General features: G+C 62.2%; 19 protein-coding genes and 1 tRNA gene. 3 read left to right on the top strand and 17 right to left on the bottom strand.

The window, feature by feature from the left end; genetic code table 11:
• Positions 1-97 precede the first annotated feature (97 nt).
• The 9 genes from ACP7DW_RS03190 to ybiB all read right to left on the bottom strand — a co-directional run bounded on the left by ACP7DW_RS03190 (position 98) and on the right by ybiB (position 10,051).
• Positions 98-883 (bottom strand): HIRAN domain-containing protein, encoded by a 786-nt coding sequence (locus tag ACP7DW_RS03190; protein WP_426053445.1) that lies wholly within the window; start codon positions 881-883, stop codon positions 98-100.
• An 8-nt stretch (positions 884-891) separates the two neighbouring features.
• A complete protein-coding gene (locus ACP7DW_RS03185) occupies positions 892-1,806 on the bottom strand; it encodes a hypothetical protein (protein ID WP_426053446.1) in 915 nt (304 codons plus the stop codon).
• A gap of 116 nt (positions 1,807-1,922) precedes the next feature.
• Positions 1,923-2,001, bottom strand: a tRNA-Ile gene (locus ACP7DW_RS03180).
• Between the two features lie 111 nt (positions 2,002-2,112).
• Positions 2,113-4,353 carry an RNA polymerase sigma factor RpoD gene (gene rpoD, locus ACP7DW_RS03175; protein ID WP_426053447.1) on the bottom strand — a complete coding sequence of 747 codons (2,241 nt, stop codon included), beginning with the start codon at positions 4,351-4,353 and terminating at the stop codon, positions 2,113-2,115.
• 464 nt (positions 4,354-4,817) lie between these two features.
• Positions 4,818-6,614 (bottom strand): DNA primase, encoded by a 1,797-nt coding sequence (gene dnaG, locus ACP7DW_RS03170; protein WP_096237713.1) that lies wholly within the window; start codon positions 6,612-6,614, stop codon positions 4,818-4,820.
• Between the two features lie 130 nt (positions 6,615-6,744).
• A complete protein-coding gene (locus ACP7DW_RS03165) occupies positions 6,745-7,197 on the bottom strand; it encodes a GatB/YqeY domain-containing protein (RefSeq protein WP_058049818.1) in 453 nt (150 codons plus the stop codon).
• 194 nt (positions 7,198-7,391) lie between these two features.
• Positions 7,392-7,604, bottom strand: a complete 213-nt coding sequence (gene rpsU, locus ACP7DW_RS03160) for a 30S ribosomal protein S21 (protein WP_008451879.1) — start codon at positions 7,602-7,604, stop codon at positions 7,392-7,394.
• Between the two features lie 183 nt (positions 7,605-7,787).
• A complete protein-coding gene (locus ACP7DW_RS03155) occupies positions 7,788-9,002 on the bottom strand; it encodes an NAD(P)/FAD-dependent oxidoreductase (RefSeq protein ID WP_426053448.1) in 1,215 nt (404 codons plus the stop codon).
• Between the two features lie 56 nt (positions 9,003-9,058).
• Positions 9,059-10,051, bottom strand: coding sequence for a DNA-binding protein YbiB (gene ybiB / locus ACP7DW_RS03150; RefSeq protein ID WP_426053449.1), 993 nt, complete (start codon positions 10,049-10,051; stop codon positions 9,059-9,061).
• A 197-nt stretch (positions 10,052-10,248) separates the two neighbouring features.
• On the opposite strand from ybiB, the gene ACP7DW_RS03145 reads away from it, so the two are divergent.
• Positions 10,249-11,310 (top strand): 3-deoxy-7-phosphoheptulonate synthase, encoded by a 1,062-nt coding sequence (locus ACP7DW_RS03145; RefSeq protein WP_071075628.1) that lies wholly within the window; start codon positions 10,249-10,251, stop codon positions 11,308-11,310.
• A gap of 121 nt (positions 11,311-11,431) precedes the next feature.
• Here the strand turns inward: ACP7DW_RS03145 and ACP7DW_RS03140 are convergent, their stop codons facing one another.
• The gene (locus ACP7DW_RS03140; RefSeq protein ID WP_426053450.1) at positions 11,432-11,839 is read right to left on the bottom strand and encodes a nitrite reductase (NAD(P)H) small subunit; all 408 of its coding nucleotides are present in this window, start codon (positions 11,837-11,839) and stop codon (positions 11,432-11,434) included.
• Between the two features lie 209 nt (positions 11,840-12,048).
• Here ACP7DW_RS03140 and tsaD point away from each other — a divergent pair, with 209 nt between their 5' ends.
• Positions 12,049-13,089 carry a tRNA (adenosine(37)-N6)-threonylcarbamoyltransferase complex transferase subunit TsaD gene (gene tsaD / locus ACP7DW_RS03135; RefSeq protein ID WP_426053451.1) on the top strand — a complete coding sequence of 347 codons (1,041 nt, stop codon included), beginning with the start codon at positions 12,049-12,051 and terminating at the stop codon, positions 13,087-13,089.
• Here tsaD and eutC read toward each other — a convergent pair whose 3' ends face one another.
• On the bottom strand, positions 13,090-13,878 hold the full coding sequence (gene eutC / locus ACP7DW_RS03130; RefSeq protein ID WP_426053452.1) for an ethanolamine ammonia-lyase subunit EutC: 789 nt from the start codon (positions 13,876-13,878) through the stop codon (positions 13,090-13,092).
• Between the two features lie 83 nt (positions 13,879-13,961).
• Here eutC and ACP7DW_RS03125 point away from each other — a divergent pair, with 83 nt between their 5' ends.
• Positions 13,962-14,897 carry a hypothetical protein gene (locus ACP7DW_RS03125; RefSeq protein WP_426053453.1) on the top strand — a complete coding sequence of 312 codons (936 nt, stop codon included), beginning with the start codon at positions 13,962-13,964 and terminating at the stop codon, positions 14,895-14,897.
• Here the strand turns inward: ACP7DW_RS03125 and ACP7DW_RS03120 are convergent, their stop codons facing one another.
• The 6 genes from ACP7DW_RS03120 to ACP7DW_RS03095 all read right to left on the bottom strand — a co-directional run bounded on the left by ACP7DW_RS03120 (position 14,898) and on the right by ACP7DW_RS03095 (position 21,740).
• Positions 14,898-16,130: an ATP-grasp domain-containing protein gene (locus ACP7DW_RS03120; RefSeq protein ID WP_426053454.1), complete on the bottom strand. Its 1,233-nt coding sequence runs from the start codon at positions 16,128-16,130 to the stop codon at positions 14,898-14,900. It abuts the gene before it with no gap.
• An 11-nt stretch (positions 16,131-16,141) separates the two neighbouring features.
• Positions 16,142-17,584 (bottom strand): pyridoxal phosphate-dependent decarboxylase family protein, encoded by a 1,443-nt coding sequence (locus ACP7DW_RS03115; RefSeq protein ID WP_426053455.1) that lies wholly within the window; start codon positions 17,582-17,584, stop codon positions 16,142-16,144.
• Between the two features lie 62 nt (positions 17,585-17,646).
• Entirely contained in the window at positions 17,647-19,041 is a 1,395-nt protein-coding gene (locus ACP7DW_RS03110; RefSeq protein WP_426053456.1) for an ethanolamine ammonia-lyase subunit EutB, read from the bottom strand.
• Positions 19,042-19,075: 34 nt separating this feature from the next.
• A complete protein-coding gene (locus ACP7DW_RS03105; RefSeq protein WP_426053457.1) occupies positions 19,076-20,536 on the bottom strand; it encodes a TIGR01777 family oxidoreductase in 1,461 nt (486 codons plus the stop codon).
• On the bottom strand, positions 20,533-21,177 hold the full coding sequence (locus tag ACP7DW_RS03100) for a DUF4166 domain-containing protein (protein WP_426053458.1): 645 nt from the start codon (positions 21,175-21,177) through the stop codon (positions 20,533-20,535). The genes ACP7DW_RS03105 and ACP7DW_RS03100 overlap by 4 nt, the downstream gene beginning before the upstream one ends.
• Positions 21,174-21,740: a GbsR/MarR family transcriptional regulator gene (locus ACP7DW_RS03095; protein ID WP_426053459.1), complete on the bottom strand. Its 567-nt coding sequence runs from the start codon at positions 21,738-21,740 to the stop codon at positions 21,174-21,176. Before ACP7DW_RS03095 ends, ACP7DW_RS03100 begins: the two co-directional genes overlap by 4 nt.
• Between the last annotated feature and the right edge of the window lie 6 nt (positions 21,741-21,746).

Raw genomic sequence — 21,746 nt, 5'->3', positions numbered from 1 at the left:
CAAGTATGGACAGCGAGAGAATCTTAACGCGCGTGCTTAAACCTATGCCGTTTCAGACGCTAACATTTCGAGTATTGTCATACCCTAAGCATATTTACTAACTCAGGAGCACCTCATCGAGCGATGTTGTTAGCTGTACCCATTCCGCCGGGATGCCCTGTACAGGAAGAAAATCCCTCTCCTTACTCAGCGGAGTAAATACACTCGGAACATTTGCTGTCACAGTGCATAGTAAGCGCATGTTAGAAGGCGCATCGAGATTCACACATTTTACCTTTACCGTCAAATCACACTCGGGATTAGCGAGCAACGTGCCTAGGTCTTGAGCATAATATTTAGGGCAATACCCCAAGAATGAGGAGGGTGTAGCCGTTCGCATTGCAACAGCCCGAGGGTCAAAGTCGTTCTGCGGATCTAACATAAGATAGAGACGCTCGCCCTTCTGTAACTCTCCGATGCGATTAATTGCAGCCAGTGGGAGATGTGACAAACTCCTAGCAAAAAACTCAAACTTGTACTCACCCCGCTCACTTACTGCTGGTGGCTGAAAGAGCTCAATCGAGTCTGTTCCTCTGATTCCTCCGGTTAAGGCAAGAATCGCCATTGGATCATCGTCCATGTCCGACAATCCTAACCAGCGTAAATAATCTTTAAATTCAGGACGCGACTTACTGATTAACCTATTCGCGAACAAAGGAAAAAGACGAGGCGATTCGTAAACCACGTCTACCTTTTGCATACCGCTAAACTGACGAAATTCTTTTGCTCTAAAAATACCTTGAGTATATGAGAAAGAGTACGTGCCATCGCTAAACTCCAGTTTTGCGACAGGAATCCATTCTCTAGAATCTGGCTGTTGCCAGGCGACAAAAAGTGTGCTCATGATTAAACCTACCCAATTAATCTATCCATATTTGCTCTCAACAACTTTGCTGTGAACTCTCGTGCAACGTCGGACATCAGATGACCAAGCACTTCTTTTATAACAGCCGCTATCGCAGGGTCGCTTATGTCAGCTAGTCTTGATATCCATGCTCTCCCCGCTATAGGGTCTGCCTTATACGCCATCTGGAACAGATCATACGTTAGGTGAGCTTTCACTTTGGCATTTCCCGCTGCATGGGGGTAGAACGCAGATCTTGCTTTTGCAACATAGGCTGCCATCGAGGCACCCTTATCCTTAGTTGTCAAAATAGACTTTCGACGGATGTCCGTTTCGTTCCTACCAAGGCTCGAACCATGATCATAAGACGAAGACAAGTATAATCTCCCCGCGCTACTCACCACTCCCCAATTCTGAGAATGGCGGTCCTGATTTGCTATCCATGCGTCAAACAGCAAATAGCCGATGAATACGCCTAGAGCTGAGTGTACGCCCTCAATTGGCTCATAAGTTGGTGGAGGCAAAATAAGGTCAGCGTTCACCTCAAAAAACTGAAATGCTCGGCTAGCAATATGGCTTCGCTGTTCATAGTACCTTACTTTTTCATCATTGCTCGCGACGGTAACCTTGCTTTCAATCAATTCATTACCGTGAATCAAACGGTCCCCTTTGGCAACCAAAGAGGGCGAGATAACCCCTAGCATCCCCTTCCACTCAGCCAAGTCGTAATGTGCATGAGGGATACCAAGCAACCCAGCAAGTTCGGCAGCAAGCTTTTCGGCCCAATTCTCCCCAGTACCTGGACGACCCTCCTTAAAAAGCGTGCGTCGACGCTGGTCATCTAGGTACCAGAATTTGAATTTTGTGCCCATCTGCTCGGATAATTCAGCAGCGTCAGGAGGAACAATCACGATTGGAAACATCAGCCAGCCCCAACATAAGGAGGGAGGGAATCTTCACAAAATCTACATGGTACCTACATGAAGATTACGTATAAAGAAAAAGGACTCAGGCTATCAGCCTAAGTCCTTGTTTTTATTGGTGGGCCTCCCGTGAGTCGAACACGGCACCAACGGATTATGAGTCCGCTGCTCTAACCAAGCATGAGCTAGAGGCCCAAGGGGGACTGCGGCGTGGCGGCGTTATTGAAACCCGCCTCGCGCGGCCGTTTTGGAAACGGACACGCGAGGATAGGGGTATCAGGGGCGCACGTCAAGCCCTATTGGCTTCTAGTTGCCTTCCAAGAAGCTTTTCAGCTTGTCGGAGCGCGATGGGTGGCGCAGCTTGCGCAGCGCCTTGGCTTCGATCTGGCGGATGCGCTCGCGCGTCACGTCAAATTGCTTGCCTACTTCTTCCAAGGTGTGGTCGGTCGACATTTCGATGCCGAAACGCATGCGCAGCACTTTCGCTTCGCGTGGCGTCAGGGAATCGAGCACGTCCTTGACCACGCCGCGCATGGACGCGTGCAGGGCTGCGTCGGCCGGCGCCAGGGTGTTGTTGTCCTCGATGAAGTCGCCCAGGTGGGAATCGTCGTCGTCGCCGATCGGCGTTTCCATCGAGATCGGTTCCTTGGCGATTTTCATGATCTTGCGGATCTTGTCCTCGGGCATTTCCATCTTGATCGCCAGGGTGGCCGGATCGGGTTCCGCGCCCGTTTCCTGCAGGATCTGGCGCGAGATCCGGTTCATCTTGTTGATCGTCTCGATCATGTGCACGGGAATGCGGATCGTGCGCGCCTGGTCGGCGATCGAGCGCGTGATGGCCTGGCGTATCCACCAGGTCGCATAGGTCGAGAACTTGTAGCCGCGGCGGTACTCGAACTTGTCGACGGCCTTCATCAGGCCGATATTGCCTTCCTGGATCAGATCGAGGAATTGCAGGCCACGGTTCGTGTATTTCTTGGCGATCGAAATCACCAGGCGCAAGTTGGCCTCCGTCATTTCGCGCTTGGCCTTGCGCGCCTTCATTTCACCGGCCGCCATCTGGCGGTTGATGTTGCGCAAGTCCGGCAGCGGCAATACAACACGCGCCTGCAGGTCGATCAGGCGTTGCTGCAGTTCCTTGACGGTCGGAATGTTGCGGCCCAGGATGGCGCTGTACGCGTGTCCTGCGTTGACTTCGCCATCGACCCAGTCGAGGTTGGTTTCATTGCCGGGGAAGACCTTGATGAAGTGGGCGCGCGGCATGCCGCAGCGGTTCACGGCCACGTCGAGAATCTGTTTCTCGATATGGCGCACTTCGTCGACCTGGCCGCGCAGGGTGTCGCACAGCTTTTCCACCACCTTGGCCGTGAAGCGGATGCCCAGCAACTCTTGCGAAATGGCGTCCTGCGCCTTGGCGTAGGGCTTCGAGTTGTAGCCTTCTTTTTCAAAAGCGCGGCGCATCTTGTCGAACTGCTGCGAAATGACGGCAAATTTTTCCAGCGCCGTGCGTTTCAGCGTTTCCAGCTGCTCGGCCGAGAAGCCGGCCGCGCCGGAAGCGTTCGCCTCTTCCTCTTCTTCGACTTCCTCTTCTTCCGCTTCGCCTTCTTCCTCGTCTTCTTCGACGGGAGCGACCACGACAGGCGCGGCGGCGACCGGTTCGCTTTCATCGACGAGGCCGTCGACGATTTCGTCGATCTTGATCTCTTCGTTGGCGATGCGGTCGGCGGCGGCGATGATTTCGGCGATCGTCACGGGGCAGGCCGAAATGGCCTGGATCATGTCTTTCAAGCCATCTTCGATGCGCTTGGCAATCTCGATCTCGCCTTCGCGCGTCAGCAGCTCGACCGAGCCCATTTCGCGCATGTACATGCGCACGGGATCGGTGGTGCGGCCAAAGTCGGAGTCGACGGTCGACAATGCGGCCTCGGCCGCCGCTTCCGCCTCGTCGTCGCTGGTGACGACGGCAACGTTATCGGACAGCAACAAGGTTTCCGCATCGGGCGCGTGTTCGTAGACGGCGATGCCCATGTCATTGAAGGTACCGATGATGCCTTCGATGGCTTCCGGATCGACGATGTTTTCAGGCAAGTGATCGTTGATTTCCGCGTAGGTCAGGAAACCGCGTTCCTTGCCGAACTTGATCAGGGTCTTGAGTTTCTGGCGCCGGCGCTCGAGTTCTTCCTCGCTCGCTTCCGTGTCGGACGAGAAGGCGTCTTTCAGCAACGCGCGCTCCTTCGCCTTGCGGTCCTTGGCCTTGGCCTTGTCGACGGCCTTCAGTTCGGCCCGCTCGACGGCGTTCAGGGCGGCGACTTCATCATTTTCTGGCTGGAATTCTTTTGGCTTGCGACCGCGGCGGCCTGGTACTTTTACCGACGGCAAGACATACCCGGACGTATCGATGGCCGCCAGGGTGGCGGCGTCGGTGGTCTGGCTGACCACGGGCGCGCTGGTCACGCGCGCTTCTGGCCGGTCGAGCGCCTTTTCGGCTTTCGTGGTAACTTTGGTGGGCTTTGCAGCCGCTTTGGATTCGGGTTTCTTGATTGGCACAGGCGCTTTCGATTACACAACGACTTGCTTTACGGTGGATTAGGATAAAGTTTGCTGCCAGTTCCCTGTCTACCTGCGGGAACCACCATCTTCGAACCTGCCGACTACGCAAATCCGACACTGTTACGTTACTTACACCTCATCGGCCACGATCCGCGGGAAGCGCAGCAATTCCTGTCCACCGGCTGTTGCCAGCCGTCTCGGCAAAAATTCCTGCATCGACCGCGTTGGGAGCGAGAGCCTGGCGCGGCTTGCCAGCGTCTGCGAGCCTTGCCCGCAACGCTGAAAACGCCAGTTGGCCCTGGCTGCCGACACGATCCACCGCGCCGATCAAGAGCCTAACTTACTGAAAACAAATACTATTTACGAAACAGAACTAGCTTGCCAAAGCACACAATACTTAGCATTTAATTATAGCACGCGAAAAATGTTTTTCCAGTGCGCGCCATACCCCCAGAGCAAGATTAGCGATTCACCAACTCGGCATCGCGTTCGCGCTCCAACTCGCCTTGCTCCTGCGTGATTTCGCGGTAGCGTACACCAATTTTCTCCGATGGCAAACCCGACGCAAACAATTGCTGCAATTCCGCCTTCAAGGCATTCAATTTGATCTCGCGGATGGTGCTCACCAGCCATGACAATTCACTGTCGTAATCGGATTCCGTGCCGGCCGCAATCTCGCCGATGATCTCGTCGTATTCGCTGCCCAGCTCCTTCAATTGCTGCGCCAGCGCGGCAAAACTGCCATGCTCGCCCAGCGCCTGGCCCACGGCCACCAGCTGCCCCAGGCTGTGGGCCGCATCCGGCCCCAGGTGCTGGAAAGCGGTGAGGGCCGCCTCGTCGATGCGCAGGCTCAGGGGCGGATGCGCCACCAGCATGCGCATGATCTTCAATTCCAGCCCCACGGGCACGGGACGGCCCGATTTCGGCGGCGCACGGCGCGCCACGGCAACCGGTTTCGCCAGCTCGAACAGGGCTTCGATCTCGGCCGGCGTGGACTGCGTCAGCTGCGCCAGGCCGCGCACGATCTGCAGGCGCAGGGACGACGGCGCCATCAGCTGCAGCAGGGGCTTGGCGTCGAACTGCACGCGGGCGCGCCCTTCCGGTTCCGACAGATCATGCTCGCCCGACACTTCTTTCAGCAAGAATTGCGACAGCGGCATGGCTTCATGCACTTGCTGCTCAAAACCTTCGGTGCCGAATTCGCGGATATAGCTGTCCGGATCGTGTTCCGACGGCAAGAACAGGAATTTGATGGTCTTATTGTCCGACACGTGGGCCAGGCTCGCTTCCAGCGCGCGGCGGGCGGCGCGGCGGCCGGCCTTGTCGCCGTCGAAGCTGAAAATCACGTTATCGGTCTGGCGCAGCAGTTTTTGCACGTGGGTGGGCGTGCACGCCGTGCCCAGGGTCGCCACCGCCTGCGGGAACCCCATCTGCGCCAGCGCCACCACGTCCATATAACCTTCCGTCACCAGCACATAGCCGGCGTCGCGGATGGCCTGGCGCGCCTCGAACAAGCCATATAGTTCGAAACCCTTGGAAAACAAGGGGGTTTCCGGCGAGTTCAGGTATTTCGGCTCACCATGGTCGAGCACGCGGCCACCGAAGGCGATGACCTGGCCCTTGGTATTGCGGATCGGAAACATGATGCGCTCGCGGAAACGGTCATAGCGCTTGCGGTTATTGCCCTCTTCATCGACCTTGTCGATCACAAGACCGGCCTCGGCCAGGGCCGTCACGTCGTAATCGGGGAAGACGGAACGTAAATTGTCCCAGCCGCCGGGCGCAAAACCCATGCCGAAGCGAGCGGCCACTTCGCCTGTCAAGCCCCGGTTCTTCAGGTAGGCGATGGCTTCCGGCGCGTGGCGCAACTGGCCGCGGTAGTAATCGCAAGCCTGCGTCATGGCGTCGGACAGGGCCATGCTTTGCGCCTGGATCTGCGCGCGCTGGGCCGGCGGGATCTTGTCATCGGCTTCCGGCACGACCATGCCCACGTTCTGCGCCAGGTCCTTGACGGCGTCGACAAAGCCCATGCCCGAGTACTCGATCAGGAAGCCGATCGAGGTGCCATGCGCGCCACAGCCGAAGCAGTGGTAGAACTGCTTGGTGGGACTGACGGTAAAGCTGGGCGATTTTTCACTGTGGAACGGGCACAAGCCCATGAAATTGGCGCCACCTTTTTTCAGTTGCACATAGCGGCCCACCACATCGACGATATCGACGCGGTTGAGCAAATCGGAAATGAAGGATTGAGGTATCACTGGCTAGGGCGGGTCTTGTTATAGGTCAGACTATACTACCGCACGTGGCCTGAGGTTGAGCCAGGTCAACGTGTGGGCTGTTAACAGGCTGCCAGCGCGACGGCGGGCAGCCCTTGCTACTATTGCATGCTTACGCGGCCGGCGTCAGGGCTTTCTTGACCAGGGCGGACACCACCGTCATGTCGGCGCGACCAGCCAGCTTCGGCTTGACGATGGCCATGACCTTGCCCATGTCTTGCGGACCGGCGGCGCCAGAGGCGGCCACGGCGGCAGCCACTTCAGCCGCCACTTCTTCATCCGACAGGCCGGCAGGCATGTAGCCGGCCAGGTGCACCAGTTCGGCTTTTTCGATGTCGGCCAGGTCGGCACGGCCACCGGCTTCGAACTGGGTGATCGAATCCTTGCGCTGCTTGATCATTTTTTCCACGATGGCCGTCACGTGGGCATCCGTCAATTCGATGCGCTCGTCGACTTCCTTGCGCTTGATTTCCGCCAGCAACAGGCGAATCGTGCCCAGCTTGCCCGCTTCCTTGGCGCGCATGGCGTTTTTCATGTCTTCGGTAATTTGTTCTTTCAAGCTCATGGCAATCCTCGTGTTGGTAAGTGGGGTCGATACTCATGTGTACGCTCCAAGCAGGCAGCCACAAAAGCGAAAACCCGCTGCGGCGAACCGGAGCGGGTATGCGACTCATCTGAAGTATCACTCCAGGCGAATCAAAACAAAACCCGTGGCGAACAATGCGCCGAACTACCCGGGTTGGTTCTGACTGAACAGTCTTAGAATAATTTTTTCGGCAGTTGTTGGCTGCGGATGCGTTTGTAATGACGCTTTACAGCAGCTGCCAGCTTGCGCTTGCGCTCAGCTGTTGGCTTTTCGTAGAATTCGCGTGCGCGCAATTCGGTCAGCAGACCCGTTTTTTCGATGGTGCGTTTGAAGCGACGCATTGCGACTTCGAACGGCTCGTTTTCTTTAAGGCGAATAGTGGTCATGTAAAATTCAAACCGTTGAGGTGGTGTATAGGAAGAGATAGATAGTAGCAGCTTTTATTCGGAAAGGGAAGCCCCTCCCCCACTTGCGTGCGGCATGCAGCCTGCGATCGCTGCCGGAATGTGGCGTAAACCACGCACCGGGGCCGGCGCACCGGGCGCCAGAACCCCATCCTACAGACTTGCTTACTGCAAGGCAATACCTGCCGCCACGCCCGAGGCCCAGGCCCACTGGAAGTTGTAGCCGCCCAGCCAGCCCGTCACGTCGACCGCTTCGCCGATGAAATACAGGCCCGGCACCTTGTTGGCCATCATGGTCTGCTGCGACAGTTCGCGCGTGTCGATGCCGCCCCGTGTCACTTCGGCCTTGCGGTAGCCTTCGGAACCGTTCGGCACGATGGACCAGGCATTGATGGCCTGCCCCAGCTTGCGCAGCTGGGCGTCGGGCATGTCGGCGATGCGCGCATCGGGCGCCAGGCCGTTGACGGCCAGCAAGCAGTCAGCCAGGCGCTGCGGCAGCCATTGCGCCACGATATTGCCCAACTGCTTCTTCAGGGTACCCTTGCCTTCGATCAAGGTCTGCGCCACGTCCACTTCCGGCAGCAGGTTGATGACGATGGGCTCGCCCGGCAGCCAGTAGCTGGAAATTTGCAGAATCGCCGGACCGGACAGGCCGCGATGGGTAAACAGCAAATCTTCGCGGAAACGCGCACCCGTCGCCTTGCGGCCTTTCAGGCTGCCCGTTTCCACATCCACTTCCAGCGCGATGCCGGACAGTTCCGCGAATGGCGCCCAGCTGTCCGCATCGAACGTCAGCGGCACCAGGGCCGGACGCGGCTCGACCATCATCAGATCGAATTGTTTGGCGATGCGGTAGGCAAAATCCGTGGCGCCGATCTTCGGGATCGACAGCCCGCCCGTGGCGATGACGATGCTGGCCGTCTCGATGTCGCCGCCATCGGTCTGCAGCACGAAGCCGCCATCCGCTTGCTGGGCAACATTGTCGATCTTGCACGGCATGCGCCAGTGCACGCCGCCAGCGGCGCACTCGTCCTTGAGCATGTCGATGATCTGCTCGGCCGATTCATTGCAGAATTGCTGGCCCTTGTGCTTCTCGTGGTAGCCGATCCGATATTTTTTCACCAGCGCGAGGAAATCCTGCGGCGTGTAGCGCGACAGCGCGCTTTTGCAGAAATGCGGATTTTCCGAGAGGAAATTTTGCGGGGTGGCGTTAATATTAGTGAAATTACACCGCCCGCCACCCGAGATGCGGATCTTTTCGGCCAGCTTGGCCGCGTGATCGATCAACACCACGCGCTTGCCTTGCTGGGCGGCAACAGCCGCACACATCATGCCGGCCGCGCCCGCGCCGATCACTGCCACATCAAATTGTTTTGCCATAAGAATTCCGCTCACCGCTGATTACAAAGACACCATTGTAAACTGCGGCGACGCGGCTAGCGCGGCCGTGCAGCAATCTGCCGCGACGCCATCAGGCATTGCTCCACCTGCCCGGCGATCGACGGCGGCACGGGCACCTCGCCGCGCAGCACGGCGGCGATCCACTCCGCCGTGGTGGCCGCATCGCGCTCGGCGGGCAAATGCGGCAACTCCTCGACCAGCAACTGCTTTTCCACCAGCACCGTGCGTTCGCTCCCGTGAAACCAGTCGATCTGCTGCGCCTTGTTGGCGTTGGCCACCGTCTCGCCTTCCGTACCGCGCATCAGGAAAGCATCGCCGCGCGCGGGATCAGAGGCAGTCAGGAAATAGTCACCGAGCATTTCCAGGTATTCCGGGTGCGTGTACGACACCAGGCGCAGGGCCGGCCCGACGAACGGCTGCATGATCTTCACCAGGGTATGCGTGGAATTGCGCACGCCCAGCACGCGCCGCAGCGACAGCATGTGTGCCAGGCGCGGCGCCAGTGAGGCTATGGGCAGGAAGGCGACTTCCCCGCGCGCCATGGCGGCCTCGGCTTGCGCATGGTCCGCCGAGGCCGGCACGCCCAGCGCGGCCAGTACTTCGGCCGTGGTGATGCGGCCCGGGTCGCTCGTCACGCCATGCACAAGCACGGGGGCGCCCGCACGCGCCAGCAGCAGCGCCAGCAAGGCCGTCAGATTGGCCATCTTGCGCGCGCCGTTGTAGCTGGGAATGATGATGGGGGAAAACTCACCGGCCGGCGCGGCCAGCGGGACGAACGAGGCTTCGGCCGCATCGAGGAAGCCGGCGATCTCATCGACCGACTCGCCCTTGATGCGCATCGACAACAAAATGCCGCCCAGTTCCAGGTCCGACACACGGCCCTCGAGCATGGCGCGGTACAGGGCGCGGGCGTCATCGCGCGTCATGCTGCGCGCGCCGTTCTTGCCGCGCCCTATTTCTTTGATGAAACGTGCAGCGGGGAATGGCTCACCGGCCACATCGGTATGGGGGATGGAAACAGTCGTCATGGCGCCAGCTTACACGGATTGGCGCCGATGCAACAGCCGGGCAAGCGGAAGCGGGAGTGTGGCGGGCGAGGACGCGGCCAGCCGGCCACAATAACAACTCATCCGCTGCCATTTGGCGGCCAGCCACGCCGCCAGGCCGCATTTCCGCTACACTATTGCCTCTTAAAGAACGCAATAGCGAAAGCCGAGCCAGAATCATGAATACGCCAGACATCGAAAATATCAACGTCACTTCCTTCGCGCCCATGCCGACACCGGCCGAACTGCACGCCAAACTGCCGCTGTCGGAGAGCGCCTTCGACACCGTCAGCCGCGGCCGCGAAGCGCTGCGCAACATCATCGACCGCAAGGACCAGCGCCTGTTCGTTGTCGTCGGTCCGTGCTCGATCCACGACCCCGTCGCCGGCCTCGATTACGCGCGCCGCCTGAAAGCGCTGCAAGAGGAAGTCAAGGACACGATGCTGCTGGTGATGCGCGTGTATTTCGAAAAACCGCGTACCACCACGGGCTGGAAAGGCTATATCAACGACCCGTACATGGACGATTCGTTCAAGGTCAACGAAGGCATGGAAAAGGCGCGCCAGTTCCTGCTCGACGTGTGCGAACTGGGCATGCCTACCGCCACCGAAGCGCTGGACCCGATCTCGCCGCAATACCTGGGTGACCTGATCGCCTGGACCGCCATCGGCGCGCGCACCACGGAATCGCAGACGCACCGCGAAATGTCGTCGGGCCTGTCGACGCCAGTCGGCTTCAAGAACGGCACCGATGGCGACATCAGCATCGCCGTCAACGCGATCCTGTCGTCGGCGCACCCGCACTCCTTCCTGGGCATCAACGCCGAAGGCAATGTGGCCATCGTGCGCACGCGCGGCAACGCGTACGGCCACGTGGTGCTGCGCGGCGGCGACGGCCGCCCGAACTACGATTCGGTGTCGATCGCCATCGCCGAACAGGCGCTGGCCAAGGCCAAGCTGCCGGCCAACCTGGTGGTCGACTGCTCGCATGCGAACAGCTACAAGAAGCCGGAACTGCAGCCGCTGGTGATGGCCGACGTGGTCAACCAGATCCGCCAGGGCAACCACTCGCTGGTGGGCGTGATGATCGAATCGAACATCGTTGGCGGCAACCAGAAGATCCCGCAAGACCTGTCGCAACTGACCTACGGCTGCTCCGTCACCGACGGCTGCATCGACTGGGACACGACGGCGACCATGCTGCGCGATGCGCATGCACATTTGCTCAATCGCCCGGCGTAAATATCGCAGATGACGGCCAACGATATTGTCGGATTACGGCCCTGTGGGCCTAATCCGACCTACCCGGCCGGCCGTAGGTCGGCTTAGCGCGCAGCGCGTAAGCCGACTACCACCAGGCATATCACGCCATCTGCACATGCGGCAGCACGGCGAACGATCCCGCCAGCGCCTGTTCGGCCTTGCTGGCCGGGATATTGAGTTCATTGACGTCCAGGTAGATACGCCCGTCCAGGATGCGCACGGCATACATGCGCGCCATGCCCTGCACGGGCGCCACCAGGCGGCCCGAATCGAGCTCGATGATCCAGCTGTTCTTCGGCCCCATCAGGTTTTTCTCCATCAGCACCCCATGCGCCAGCGGGCCGCCCAGGCAAGGCACCGTGTCGAGCAGCGCGTACACCGTGTCGTCCACCGCGCGAAACAGCGCCACGCCCGGCAAATCCTGCCACGCCAGGCCCCGCTGCACCATGCGCGCGCCCGCCTGCGGCATGTCCTTCAGGCGGCAAATCATTTTCCATTGTTCCGGCATCGCTAGCTCCTTGAAAAAGGCACACACTTGCCTAAGCAAGAGCGGTGCCAGTGCCAAGACAGGCAAAGAAAGGGGGAAATCGGGAGCAAAACACCACCGCGGCGCACTGCGCAAGTGCACACTGCCGCCGAAATGGTGCGCCGGCCGCACGGTGGACTGCCCGGCTTTCCTTTACAATGACGGATTACTCCTCCCTATTTAGCACCTTCATGATTGTTCTTGGCGTCGAATCCTCCTGTGACGAAACCGGCCTGGCCTTGTACGACACGCAACGCGGCCTGCTGTCGCACGCCCTCTATTCGCAAGTCGCCATGCACGAGCAATATGGCGGCGTGGTGCCCGAACTGGCCTCGCGCGACCATGTCCGCCGCGCCATCCCGCTGCTGGAAGAGACCCTGACGAAGGCCGGCATCACCCTGCCCGAGATCGACGCCATCGCCTACACGCAGGGTCCTGGCCTGGCCGGCGCGCTGCTGGTGGGTTCCTCCGTCGCCTGCAGCCTGGGCCTGGCCATCAACAAGCCGGTGCTGGGCATCCACCACCTGGAAGGCCATCTGCTGTCGCCATTGCTGGCGTCCGAGCCGCCGGAATTCCCCTTCATCGCGCTGCTGGTGTCGGGCGGCCACACGCAGCTGATGCGCGTCGATGGCGTGGGCCAGTACACCATGCTGGGCGAAACGCTCGATGATGCGGCCGGCGAAGCGTTCGACAAGTCGGCCAAGCTGCTGGGCCTCGGTTATCCGGGCGGCCCCGCCATTTCGCGCCTGGCCGAATTCGGCGACCCGCTGGCGTACAAGCTGCCGCGCCCGATGCTGCACTCGAAGGATTTCAATTTCAGCTTTTCCGGCCTGAAGACGGCCGTGCTGACGGTGGTGAAGAACCATGAAGAAAAAGTCATCGCCAATATCTGCGAACAGGACAAGGCGAATATCGCGCGCGGCTTCGTCGACGCCATCGTCGACGTGCTGACGGCCAAATGCGTGGCGGCCCTCAAGCACACGGGCTTGAAACGCCTGGTGATCGCCGGTGGCGTGGGCGCCAACGCGCAGCTGCGCGCTTCGCTCAACGCGGCGGCCGCCAAGAAGCGTTTTAAAGTGTATTACCCGGAGCTGGAATTCTGCACCGACAACGGCGCCATGATCGCCTTTGCCGGCGCCATGCGCCTGCAGATCAACCCGAACGCCGCCAAGTACGATTACTCGTTCAACGTGCGCCCGCGCTGGCCGCTGGACGACATCCGCGAAGTCTGATCACTCCAGCAGGAAGTTGCGCGCACCCGCCAGGGCCGCGCCCTCTTCCACCGTTTCATCCTTCAATGCCACGCCCGACAACTGCCGGCTGAACGCCTGCGACAGCAGGTAGTGCAGCCGGTACGCGGCCTGCGCATACGCCAGGCCCTCGGGACGCACGTTCGAGATGCAGTTGCGCCGCTCGTCCAGCAGCCCCACTGTTGGCGCCCACGTCAGGTACAGGCCCAGGCTGTCCGGGGAACTCAGGCCCGGCCGCTCGCCGATCAGCACCAGCACAGCCTTCGCCTGCAGCAATTGCCCCACCTCGTCGCCGATGGCCACCCGCCCCTGCGCCACAATGTGTAGCGGCGAGAGCGTCCACGCTTCTGCCGCCAGCCGTGCGCGCAAGGCGGCCAAGAACGGCGCCGCGTGGCGTTGTATCGCCAGCGCCGACAGGCCATCGGCCGCCACCAGCGCCAGGTCGACTCGCGCAGCACCGGCCAGCAGCCGCGCGCGTGAAACGTCGTCGAGCCGGCGTCCCAGGTCGGGGCGCTGCAGATACTCGGCGCGCGTGGCGGCGGCGCTATGCAGCTGCACGCAGTCTTGCCCTTGTGCGGCCAGGGCGCGTGCCAGCGCCTCGCCATCGAGCGCCAGGTGCACGGCGTCGCGCGCCTGCGCGTGGGCCAGCTGGAACGCCAGCTGCGCGCTGGTCGGCACGCTCACGCCGTGGCGCCCGAGCGCAATGCGCGCCGCCGTATGCCGGCGCAGGGCTTGCCAGGAACTGTCGCCAAAGGTGTGCTTGTTAACCATGTCATCCTCCCCGCGCATGCGTATCCTTGCTACACTGCGCCGCTAAACATGTTATCACCGTCCCTATCCATTCGAGGAGTGCCATGATTGTTGCAGCCGACGCCGCGCTGTGGGACCAGCAATACGACTTGCCCCTGCTTGAGCGTCTCGGTCCCGCCCAGGACGAAATCATCGCCCATGTGGCGCAAGTCAATGCGTCCATCGGCCTGGCCGCGAAGCCTGCCTCGACAGAAGTGCACGCCGACTTTCACGCCGACGTGCGCGCGGCAATGGCCGGCATGCCAGCTTGCGTGCTGGCCCTGCTCGACGGCGTGCTGCTGGGCGTGCGTTTTGCGCGGCAACTGGGTTCCTCGGCCATCAGCGATATCGTCACCAGCGCCGAAGGGGTGATCCTGGGCGTGGTGGTGGCGCTCGATGTGGATGCGTTCGAGGCGCGCACGGCGAATGCCTGGGCGAGCTGGAAAGAAAACACGCCGTTCACGACGATGCACGGCTACCGCCTGGAAGCGCAGATCGCCGCGCCGCAGGACGATCACCGCCAAGGCGCGCTGCAATACCTGCTGCTGCATGAATTCGGCCATGTGCTGGCGGCCGGCAGGGGCTTGCTGCCCGAATGGTGGAACGATGCGCAGGCCATGCGCGAGACGGACGACTACCTTTACCTGCCCCTGGCCTGGCGCATCACGCCAGAGAAGCAGGTCGTGCCCCTGCCCGAAAACGACTTCCCGCTGCGTGGCGATATCGCGTACTACCAGGCGCCTCGCCTGGCCGCCAGCCAGATGCCGGACGCCTACGCGCAGCTGCGCGGCGCGAACTTCGCCACCCTGTATGCGGCCACCAGCATGCATGAAGACTTTGCCGAGTCATTCGCCAGCTACGTGCACGCCATCATGCTGGGAAAACCGCAGTGCATCCGCATTCACCGCGATGGCAAACTGCTACTGCAGTTCGACAACTACTGGGAGGCCGGGCGCAGCGCGGCCAAGCGCCGGCTGCTGGAGCAGCTGCTCGGCAGCTGATCAGTTACCGGCCGCCGCCCGCGCCAGCATGGCGCGAAAAGCAGTGAATACCTTGTGCATGGCCGGACGCTTGTACGGATACATCTCTTCGGCATCCATGGCATGCACAATCATGGCGTTGTCGGCCTCAAAGACCAGCAACTCGCCGTCGCGGGTTTCGGCGCAGTCGATACCCAGGTAGGGCATGCCCATGCGCGCATCGATGGCGCGCAGTGCGGCAGCGTGGCGCAGCGCGAACGCATGTTCGAAGTGCAGCATGCACTGCGCTTCCTCGGCGCGCTTGGCCGCGCTTTCATCCATGCCCGCGTTCAGGTAGTGAATCATCCAGTGCGACGAGACGGCGAAGTGGCAGATGTATGGCAAGCCGTCGATCAGCACGATGCGGTACTTGCGGAACTGCCCATCCTCGCTGCGATAGTCGACAAAGCGGGAAATATAAAAACGTTCGGCGTCGACGCTTTGCAGATACGCGAGCAAGTCACTCGCCTGCGTCATCTTTTCAAGGTCATGGCCGGCATGCGAACCGAGAGGACGCACAATCAGGGGAAAGGCGTCGCCGGGAAGCACCGCGTCGAGCGGCATTTGTCCGGACGCAAGCGCTGCCAGCTGTTCGCGGCTGATACGCGCCGTGCGCGGCATGGCCACGCCGGCCAGGCCCTGCAATTTGTCGCACAGGCCATCACGCGAAGTATGCGCGATATGCTGCGGCAGGTTGACGACGGGGCGCGGCCAGTCCCGCACGAATTGCGCCAGGCGCGCCAGCAAGGGATGGTTCGCATCCGATTCGGCCACACCGACCAGCAGCACGTCATGCTGCGGCACTTCGTCCGGCCAGGTCCCCTCTGCCGTGACATACAGCAGTTCGAGCGTCACGTCAGACTGCTCGACGAGAAATTCAATGGGCGTATTTGACATCAGGTCTCCCGGCCCCGTCAGCATCAGCACCTTGATGCCCGGCCCGGATGCCGGGGCTTGCGCGGGCAGTACATACAACTGCTGCAGTTCGATCGCCTGCGCCTGTACGGCCAGCGCCATCTCACGCTGGCCTTTCAGCTGCAGCACGATGGAAAAATCCATATAGGCATGCGCGTCCTCGGGATGCGCCTGCGCGCGCGCCAGCAGCGCTTCCCCCAGCGGCGCCAGATCGTGCCGCAGAAAGGCGTGGCGCATCAACGGCGCCAGCCCGATCAACGGTGCATACGGCGTGGCCGCGTGTTGCATCAAATCGTACATGGACATTCCCTTCAAGACAGGCGCGCCGCGCCGAAGCGCAGCACGCCCGCAAGCAGCGCGTCGATATCTTCGGCACGCGTGCGGTGATTGACGATGGCGGCGCGTATGGCCAGCTTGCCGCCGATGGTGGTGGTCGATGGCGCAGCGATACCCGACTCGTGCAGGTCGGCGACGATCTCGCCATTGAAGGCGTCGCCATCGCCGTTGGCCACGCCGCGATGGCGGAAGCAGACGATATTTAACGTCACGGGCGCCAGCAGTTCCAGTTCCGGCGTGGCTTGCACGCGTTCTGCCAGGTAGCGCGCCAGCGCGCAGGTATGGGCGATCGCCGCGCCCATGCGCTCGGCGCCGTGCACCTTGAAGGTGAACCAGGTTTTCAGGGCGCGGAAACCGCGCGACAGATCGGGGCCGAAGTCGCAGGGCCAGGGCGAACCGCCAGCCAGTCCTCGCGCCTCGCGCCGCAGGTACGCGGCCGGCGCGGCAAAGGCGGCCATGTGCCGCGCGCCGTCGCGCACCAGGAAAAAGCCCGCGTCATACGGCACCTGGCCCCACTTGTGAAAATCGAAGGCCAGCGAATCGGCCAGTTCGATCCCGGCCAGCAGGGGGGCTATCTGGGGCGAGAGCATGCCCAGAGCGCCATACGCGCCATCTACGTGGAACCATAGCTGTTCGCGCGCGGCCAGCGCGGCCAGCGCCGATAAATCGTCAATCGCGCCCGTGTCGACGGTGCCGGCCGTGCCGGCGATGAAGAAGGGACGCAAGCCCGCCGCGCGATCCGTGGCGATGGCATGGGCCAAGGCAGCGACGTCGATCTGCTGGTGCGCATTGACGGCGACGCGGCGCAGGGCGGCCGTGCCCAGGCCCGACAGGTCCATGGCCTGCGCGATGCAGCCATGCGCGGCGGCCGAGGTATACGCCACCAGCGGCGCGCCTTGCAAGCCTTGCTGGCGCGCGGCCACGCCCAGCGTCTGCGTGCGCGCCACCAGCACGCCCATCAGGTTGGCCATCGAGGTGCCCGTCACGAAAATGCCGCTGGCCGTCTCTGGAAAGCCGAACAGTTCGGCCATCCAGCGCGAAATCTGACGCTCCACCTCGACCGGCATCTGGTTGCGCCCGCCCACATTCGCATTCAGGCCCGCCGCCAGCATCTCGGCCAGCATGCCCACAGGCGTGCCGCCGCCGTGCACCCAGCCCATGAAGCCGGGATGCACGTTGCCAACGGCATAGGGCAGCACGTCCTGCAGGAAGCTGGCGTGGGCGTCGGCCAGTGCGCCCGGCGCGCGTGGCAGCGGCTGCGCGAAGCGGGCACGCGCGCTGTCGGGCGCCGGCTGCCAAACGGGCCGCTGGCGGATCTGCTGCTGATAGTCGAGCATATCGTCGAGCATCTGGTGGCTTTGCGCGCGAAAGGCGTCCCAGTCCTGCGGGTCGAGGGAATCGGGGTCGGGTGGCAGCATGATGGCGTCGGATAGGGAGATGCAGCGATTATCGCACCAGCGCAGCGGCGCAGGGCGTCAATTTACCCTTGCGTCCCCAAGCGATGCAGGGCCGCCTGGAAGGCCGGTGCCAGCGCCGTGCGCAAAAGGCCCTGTGCATCGGTGATCTGCATGCGCGCAAGCCAGGCCGCGAATTCGGGCGCCGGACGCAGGCCCAGTACGCGCCGCGCATACAGCGCGTCGTGGAACGAAGTGCTCTGGTAGCCCAGCATGATATCGTCCGCGCCCGGCACGCCCATGATGAAATTGCAGCCGGCCACGCCCAGCATGGTCAGCAAGGCGTCCATGTCGTCCTGATCCGCTTGCGCGTGGTTGGTGTAGCACACGTCGCAGCCCATGGGCAGTCCCAGCAACTTGGCGCAGAAATGGTCTTCCAGCCCCGCGCGCATGATCTGCTTGCCGTCGTACAGGTACTCGGGGCCGATGAAACCCACCACCGAATTGACCAGCAGCGGCTGATACGCGCGCGCCACCGCATACGCGCGCGCCTCGCACGTCTGCTGATCCATGCCGTGGTGGGCGCCGGCGGACAGGGCGCTGCCCTGCCCCGTCTCGAAATACATGACGTTGCTGCCCACGGTACCGCGTCCCAGCGACAGGGCCGCCGCCTGCCCCTCGGCCAGCAGCGCCAAATCGATGCCGAAGCTGCGGTTGGCCGCCTGCGTGCCCGCCACCGACTGGAACACCAGGTCGACGGGCGCGCCGCGGCGTATCGCTTCGAGGGTGTTGGTGATGTGCGTCAGCACGCAGGACTGGGTGGGAATCTGATACTGGTCGATGACGGCATCGAGCAGGTGCAGCAGCGCGACCACCTGCGCCACATTGTCGGTGGCCGGATTGATGCCGATCACGGCGTCGCCGCTGCCCAGCAGCAGACCGTCGAGGATCGACGCCGCGATGCCCGTGGCGTCGTCCGTCGGGTGGTTCGGTTGCAAGCGCGTGGACAAACCGCCCGCCAGGCCCAGGGTATTGCGAAAAGCCGTGACGACCCGGCACTTGCGGGCCACCAGCACCAGGTCCTGCAGGCGCATCATTTTTGATACGGCGGCCGCCATCTCGGGCGTGATGCCGGCGGCGACGCGCGCCAGCATGGCCGTATCCGTCGCGTCGTCCAGCAGCCAGTCACGAAAGTCGCCCACGCACAGGTGGGAAATCGGCGCAAAGGCGGCGCGCTCGTGGGAGTCAACAATCAGGCGCGTGACTTCATCGTCTTCGTACGGCACCAGCGCCTCATTGAGGAACAGCGCCAGCGGCACCTCGGCCAGCGCCAGCTGCGCCGCCACCCGCTCGCGCGCGCTGGCGGCCGCCACCCCGGCCAGCACGTCGCCCGAACGGGGCGGCGTGGCCTTGGCCAGCAGCTCCTTCAGGCTGGCGAAGGCATAGGTATGGCTGTCTATCGTGTGGCTAAAGCGGGGCATGGTTCGGTTCCTCCAATCCCCATCTTACGCCAACTTATAAACTGCGCAGCGCCCCTTCCAGTTGCCGGTAGCGGAAGACAAAACCGTCGGCCAGCAAGCGGCGCGGGGCGACCCTCTGGCCTTCCACCAGCAAGTCGGCCTGCTCGCCCAGCAAGGCGCGCATGACGAAGGCCGGCGTGGGCATGATGCTGGGGCGGTGCAGCACGGTGCCCGCTACCTGGGCGAAGCGGCGCTGCTCGATGGCTTCCGGCGCACAGAAGTTAAACGCGCCGTTCACCGCACCCTGTTCGCTGCGGCGCGCCAAATGGGCGATGCCGCGGATCACGTCGCGCACATGCACCCACGAGACCCACTGCCTGCCGCTACCGAGCGGGCCGCCCACGCCGAAGCGGATAGGCAAGAGCATCTGCGGCAGCGAACCCTGGTGGCCGAAGACAAGGCCGAAGCGCATGCAGCCCACCTGCACGCCAAATTTCTCCGCCTGGCGCGCGGCCGCCTCCCATTCCTGGCACAGCTGCGACATGAAGATGGCTTGCGGCGCGTCGTCTTCAGCCAGTTCCGTCGCGTCGCCCTGCGGCTGCACGCCGTAATAGCCAATGGCCGACGCCGACAGCAGCACGCGCGGCTTGTGCTGCGCGCGGGCGATCCACGCCACCAGTGCCTGCGTCAGCGCCACGCGGCTGCGGCGCAAGGCCGCCTTGCGCGCTGGCGTCCAGCGACGCCCGACGATGCGCGCGCCGGCCAGGTTGACCACCATGTCGATGCGCTGCGCATCCGATAATTCATCCAGCGACCGGATGCAGCGCACCTGGCCATCGAAGGTCCACGCGGCCTGCTTCGGCTGGCGCGTCAGCACCGTCACCGCATGGCCATCGGCCAGCAAAGCGCTGACCAGTTGCTGGCCGATGAAACCGGTGGCGCCCGTCACCAGCACGGACTGCGGTGTACTGGCAAACGGCAAATCCTCCGTCTCTTTTTCCGCCACCTCTTTGCGCCGTCCCAGCTGCCACACGGCATACGCGTCGCGCAGGCCGGACAAACCCACGCCCACGCCGCACAGGGCGAGGAAGACGCTGAGCCAGCCATACGGCTGCCACACGAGGGCCGTCGGCAAGTTCGCCCACTCGCTGCTGTTCAGGGCCAGCAGCGCGATGAAGGCACCCGCGTTAATCGCCAGCACCGTGTGCGTGACCCGCTCCGTGGCGGGCAAGAGGCGGGTCTGGTCTTCGACCACGAAGTCCCACAGGGTCAGCACGATTTCCACGCCAAACACGATGACCAGCACCCAGGCCCAGGCGCCATGCCATTCCCAGGCCGCCAGGCCGACGAACAGCAGGCTGTAGATCAGGGCACGCGTGGCGTGGATAGTCAATTCCAGGCGCGCCGAGGCCTTTTGCGGCAGCGCTTCCGTGATTTCATGGTGGTAGATGGTGTCAAAGGCGCCCAGGCAGCCTTGCGCCGCCATCAGTTGCAGGGCCAGCAGATGCGTATTCATGGTGTCTCCTTGTGTAGGGCGGACGCGGCGCTTTCGCGGAACACGCCGACCTGGGTAAACGTGGTGCCGAACAGCGCGTGGCGGATCTCGATGCGGATGTTGAACTGCTGCGGCGTGTCGTTGCGGTGGCACAGATAGGTCTTGCCAGGCGTGAGCACGCCGGGCAGCGGCAGGCGCCAGCCGAAAAGATCCCAAAAATAGCCGTCGCTGGTGAAATGCAGGTTGCCATCCTCGACGTGCAACAGCAGCTTCATGCCCAGCCCCATGCCCACATATTCGAGCACTTCACCTTTTGCGCTTTCGGCCATGTAGGACGTGAAGCGGATCGGCGCGCGGCCATGCAGGCGGTAAGTGCGCTGCTTGAAGATGAAGGGGCAAGCGGGACGCGAATAGACTTCGATATCCACGGGGAAGTCGTGATCGTCATACGGGATCAGCGCGCCGTCGATGAAGGGGCGCGTCAGCCAGCCCAGCACCTTGCCCAGGCGCGAACTGGTCAGTTCACTGAGCTCGCCCCGGTAGTACAGGGGCTGGCCCGGCGCGGGATTTTTCTCGAAGCGGCGGCGGATGTCCGGGTGCAGCGTCAGCCACTGCTCGCCCATCACCTTCCTGAACAGCTCTCCTTCGGACGGGCCGTTCATGGTTTTTTACCTGGCTTGCCCGGCTTGCCAGGCTTGTCGTCCGGGCTGAGGAACTTGGCCACCTTGCCGCCCATGGACAGCATGCGCTGCAGGGTCGCCGGCGGCAGGTTTTTATAGTCGCTGTAGGTGCTGCTGAGCATTTCCAGAAAAGCCAGCACTTCGCCCATGCGCGCCAGCGTTTCCGGCGCTATCGCCGCATCCTGCTCGCCCTCGATCGCGCATTCGCGCAGCACCGTCAGGGTGGGGTCGATCTCGCGCCGCTTGCGCTCTTCCATGATGACGCGGAAGATTTCCCACACATCCTGCAGGGCGACAAAATGGTCGCGCCGGTCCCCCATCACGTGCGTGATGCGCGCCAGGCCCCAGCTTTGCAATTCCTTCAGGCTGTTGCTGACATTCGAGCGGGCCACGTTCAGGCTGGCCGCGATGTCTTCCGCCGTCAACGGTGCGTTGGCCAGGAACAGCAGCGCATGGATTTGCGCCACCGTGCGGTTGACGCCCCAGCGCGTGCCCATTTCACCCCAGTGCAGAATATACTTCTGCGTGGTCGGACTCAGTTCCATGATTTT

The organism is Janthinobacterium sp. PSRC1-1, from assembly GCF_049897525.1.
Classification (GTDB): Bacteria; Pseudomonadota; Gammaproteobacteria; order Burkholderiales; family Burkholderiaceae_D; genus Janthinobacterium; species Janthinobacterium tructae.
The sequence above is the reverse complement of the archived record's forward strand: the minus strand, read 5'-3'. Positions and strand labels throughout refer to the sequence as shown.

Bases quoted from the DNA above. Each gene is read 5' to 3' on its own strand.
- ACP7DW_RS03110 (WP_426053456.1), bottom strand. From the start codon at position 19,041: ATGCCCCGCTTTAGCCACACGATAGACAGCCATACCTATGCCTTCGCC.
- ACP7DW_RS03115 (WP_426053455.1), bottom strand. From the start codon at position 17,584: ATGCTGCCACCCGACCCCGATTCCCTCGACCCGCAGGACTGGGACGCC.
- ybiB (WP_426053449.1), bottom strand. From the start codon at position 10,051: ATGACGACTGTTTCCATCCCCCATACCGATGTGGCCGGTGAGCCATTC.
- ACP7DW_RS03100 (WP_426053458.1), bottom strand. From the start codon at position 21,177: ATGAACGGCCCGTCCGAAGGAGAGCTGTTCAGGAAGGTGATGGGCGAG.
- ACP7DW_RS03165 (WP_058049818.1), bottom strand. From the start codon at position 7,197: ATGAGCTTGAAAGAACAAATTACCGAAGACATGAAAAACGCCATGCGC.
- tsaD (WP_426053451.1), top strand. From the start codon at position 12,049: ATGATTGTTCTTGGCGTCGAATCCTCCTGTGACGAAACCGGCCTGGCC.
- ACP7DW_RS03105 (WP_426053457.1), bottom strand. From the start codon at position 20,536: ATGAATACGCATCTGCTGGCCCTGCAACTGATGGCGGCGCAAGGCTGC.
- ACP7DW_RS03155 (WP_426053448.1), bottom strand. From the start codon at position 9,002: ATGGCAAAACAATTTGATGTGGCAGTGATCGGCGCGGGCGCGGCCGGC.
- eutC (WP_426053452.1), bottom strand. From the start codon at position 13,878: ATGGTTAACAAGCACACCTTTGGCGACAGTTCCTGGCAAGCCCTGCGC.
- ACP7DW_RS03140 (WP_426053450.1), bottom strand. From the start codon at position 11,839: ATGCCGGAACAATGGAAAATGATTTGCCGCCTGAAGGACATGCCGCAG.
- ACP7DW_RS03095 (WP_426053459.1), bottom strand. From the start codon at position 21,740: ATGGAACTGAGTCCGACCACGCAGAAGTATATTCTGCACTGGGGTGAA.
- ACP7DW_RS03120 (WP_426053454.1), bottom strand. From the start codon at position 16,130: ATGTACGATTTGATGCAACACGCGGCCACGCCGTATGCACCGTTGATC.
- ACP7DW_RS03145 (WP_071075628.1), top strand. From the start codon at position 10,249: ATGAATACGCCAGACATCGAAAATATCAACGTCACTTCCTTCGCGCCC.
- rpsU (WP_008451879.1), bottom strand. From the start codon at position 7,604: ATGACCACTATTCGCCTTAAAGAAAACGAGCCGTTCGAAGTCGCAATG.
- ACP7DW_RS03190 (WP_426053445.1), bottom strand. From the start codon at position 883: ATGAGCACACTTTTTGTCGCCTGGCAACAGCCAGATTCTAGAGAATGG.
- ACP7DW_RS03185 (WP_426053446.1), bottom strand. From the start codon at position 1,806: ATGTTTCCAATCGTGATTGTTCCTCCTGACGCTGCTGAATTATCCGAG.
- ACP7DW_RS03125 (WP_426053453.1), top strand. From the start codon at position 13,962: ATGATTGTTGCAGCCGACGCCGCGCTGTGGGACCAGCAATACGACTTG.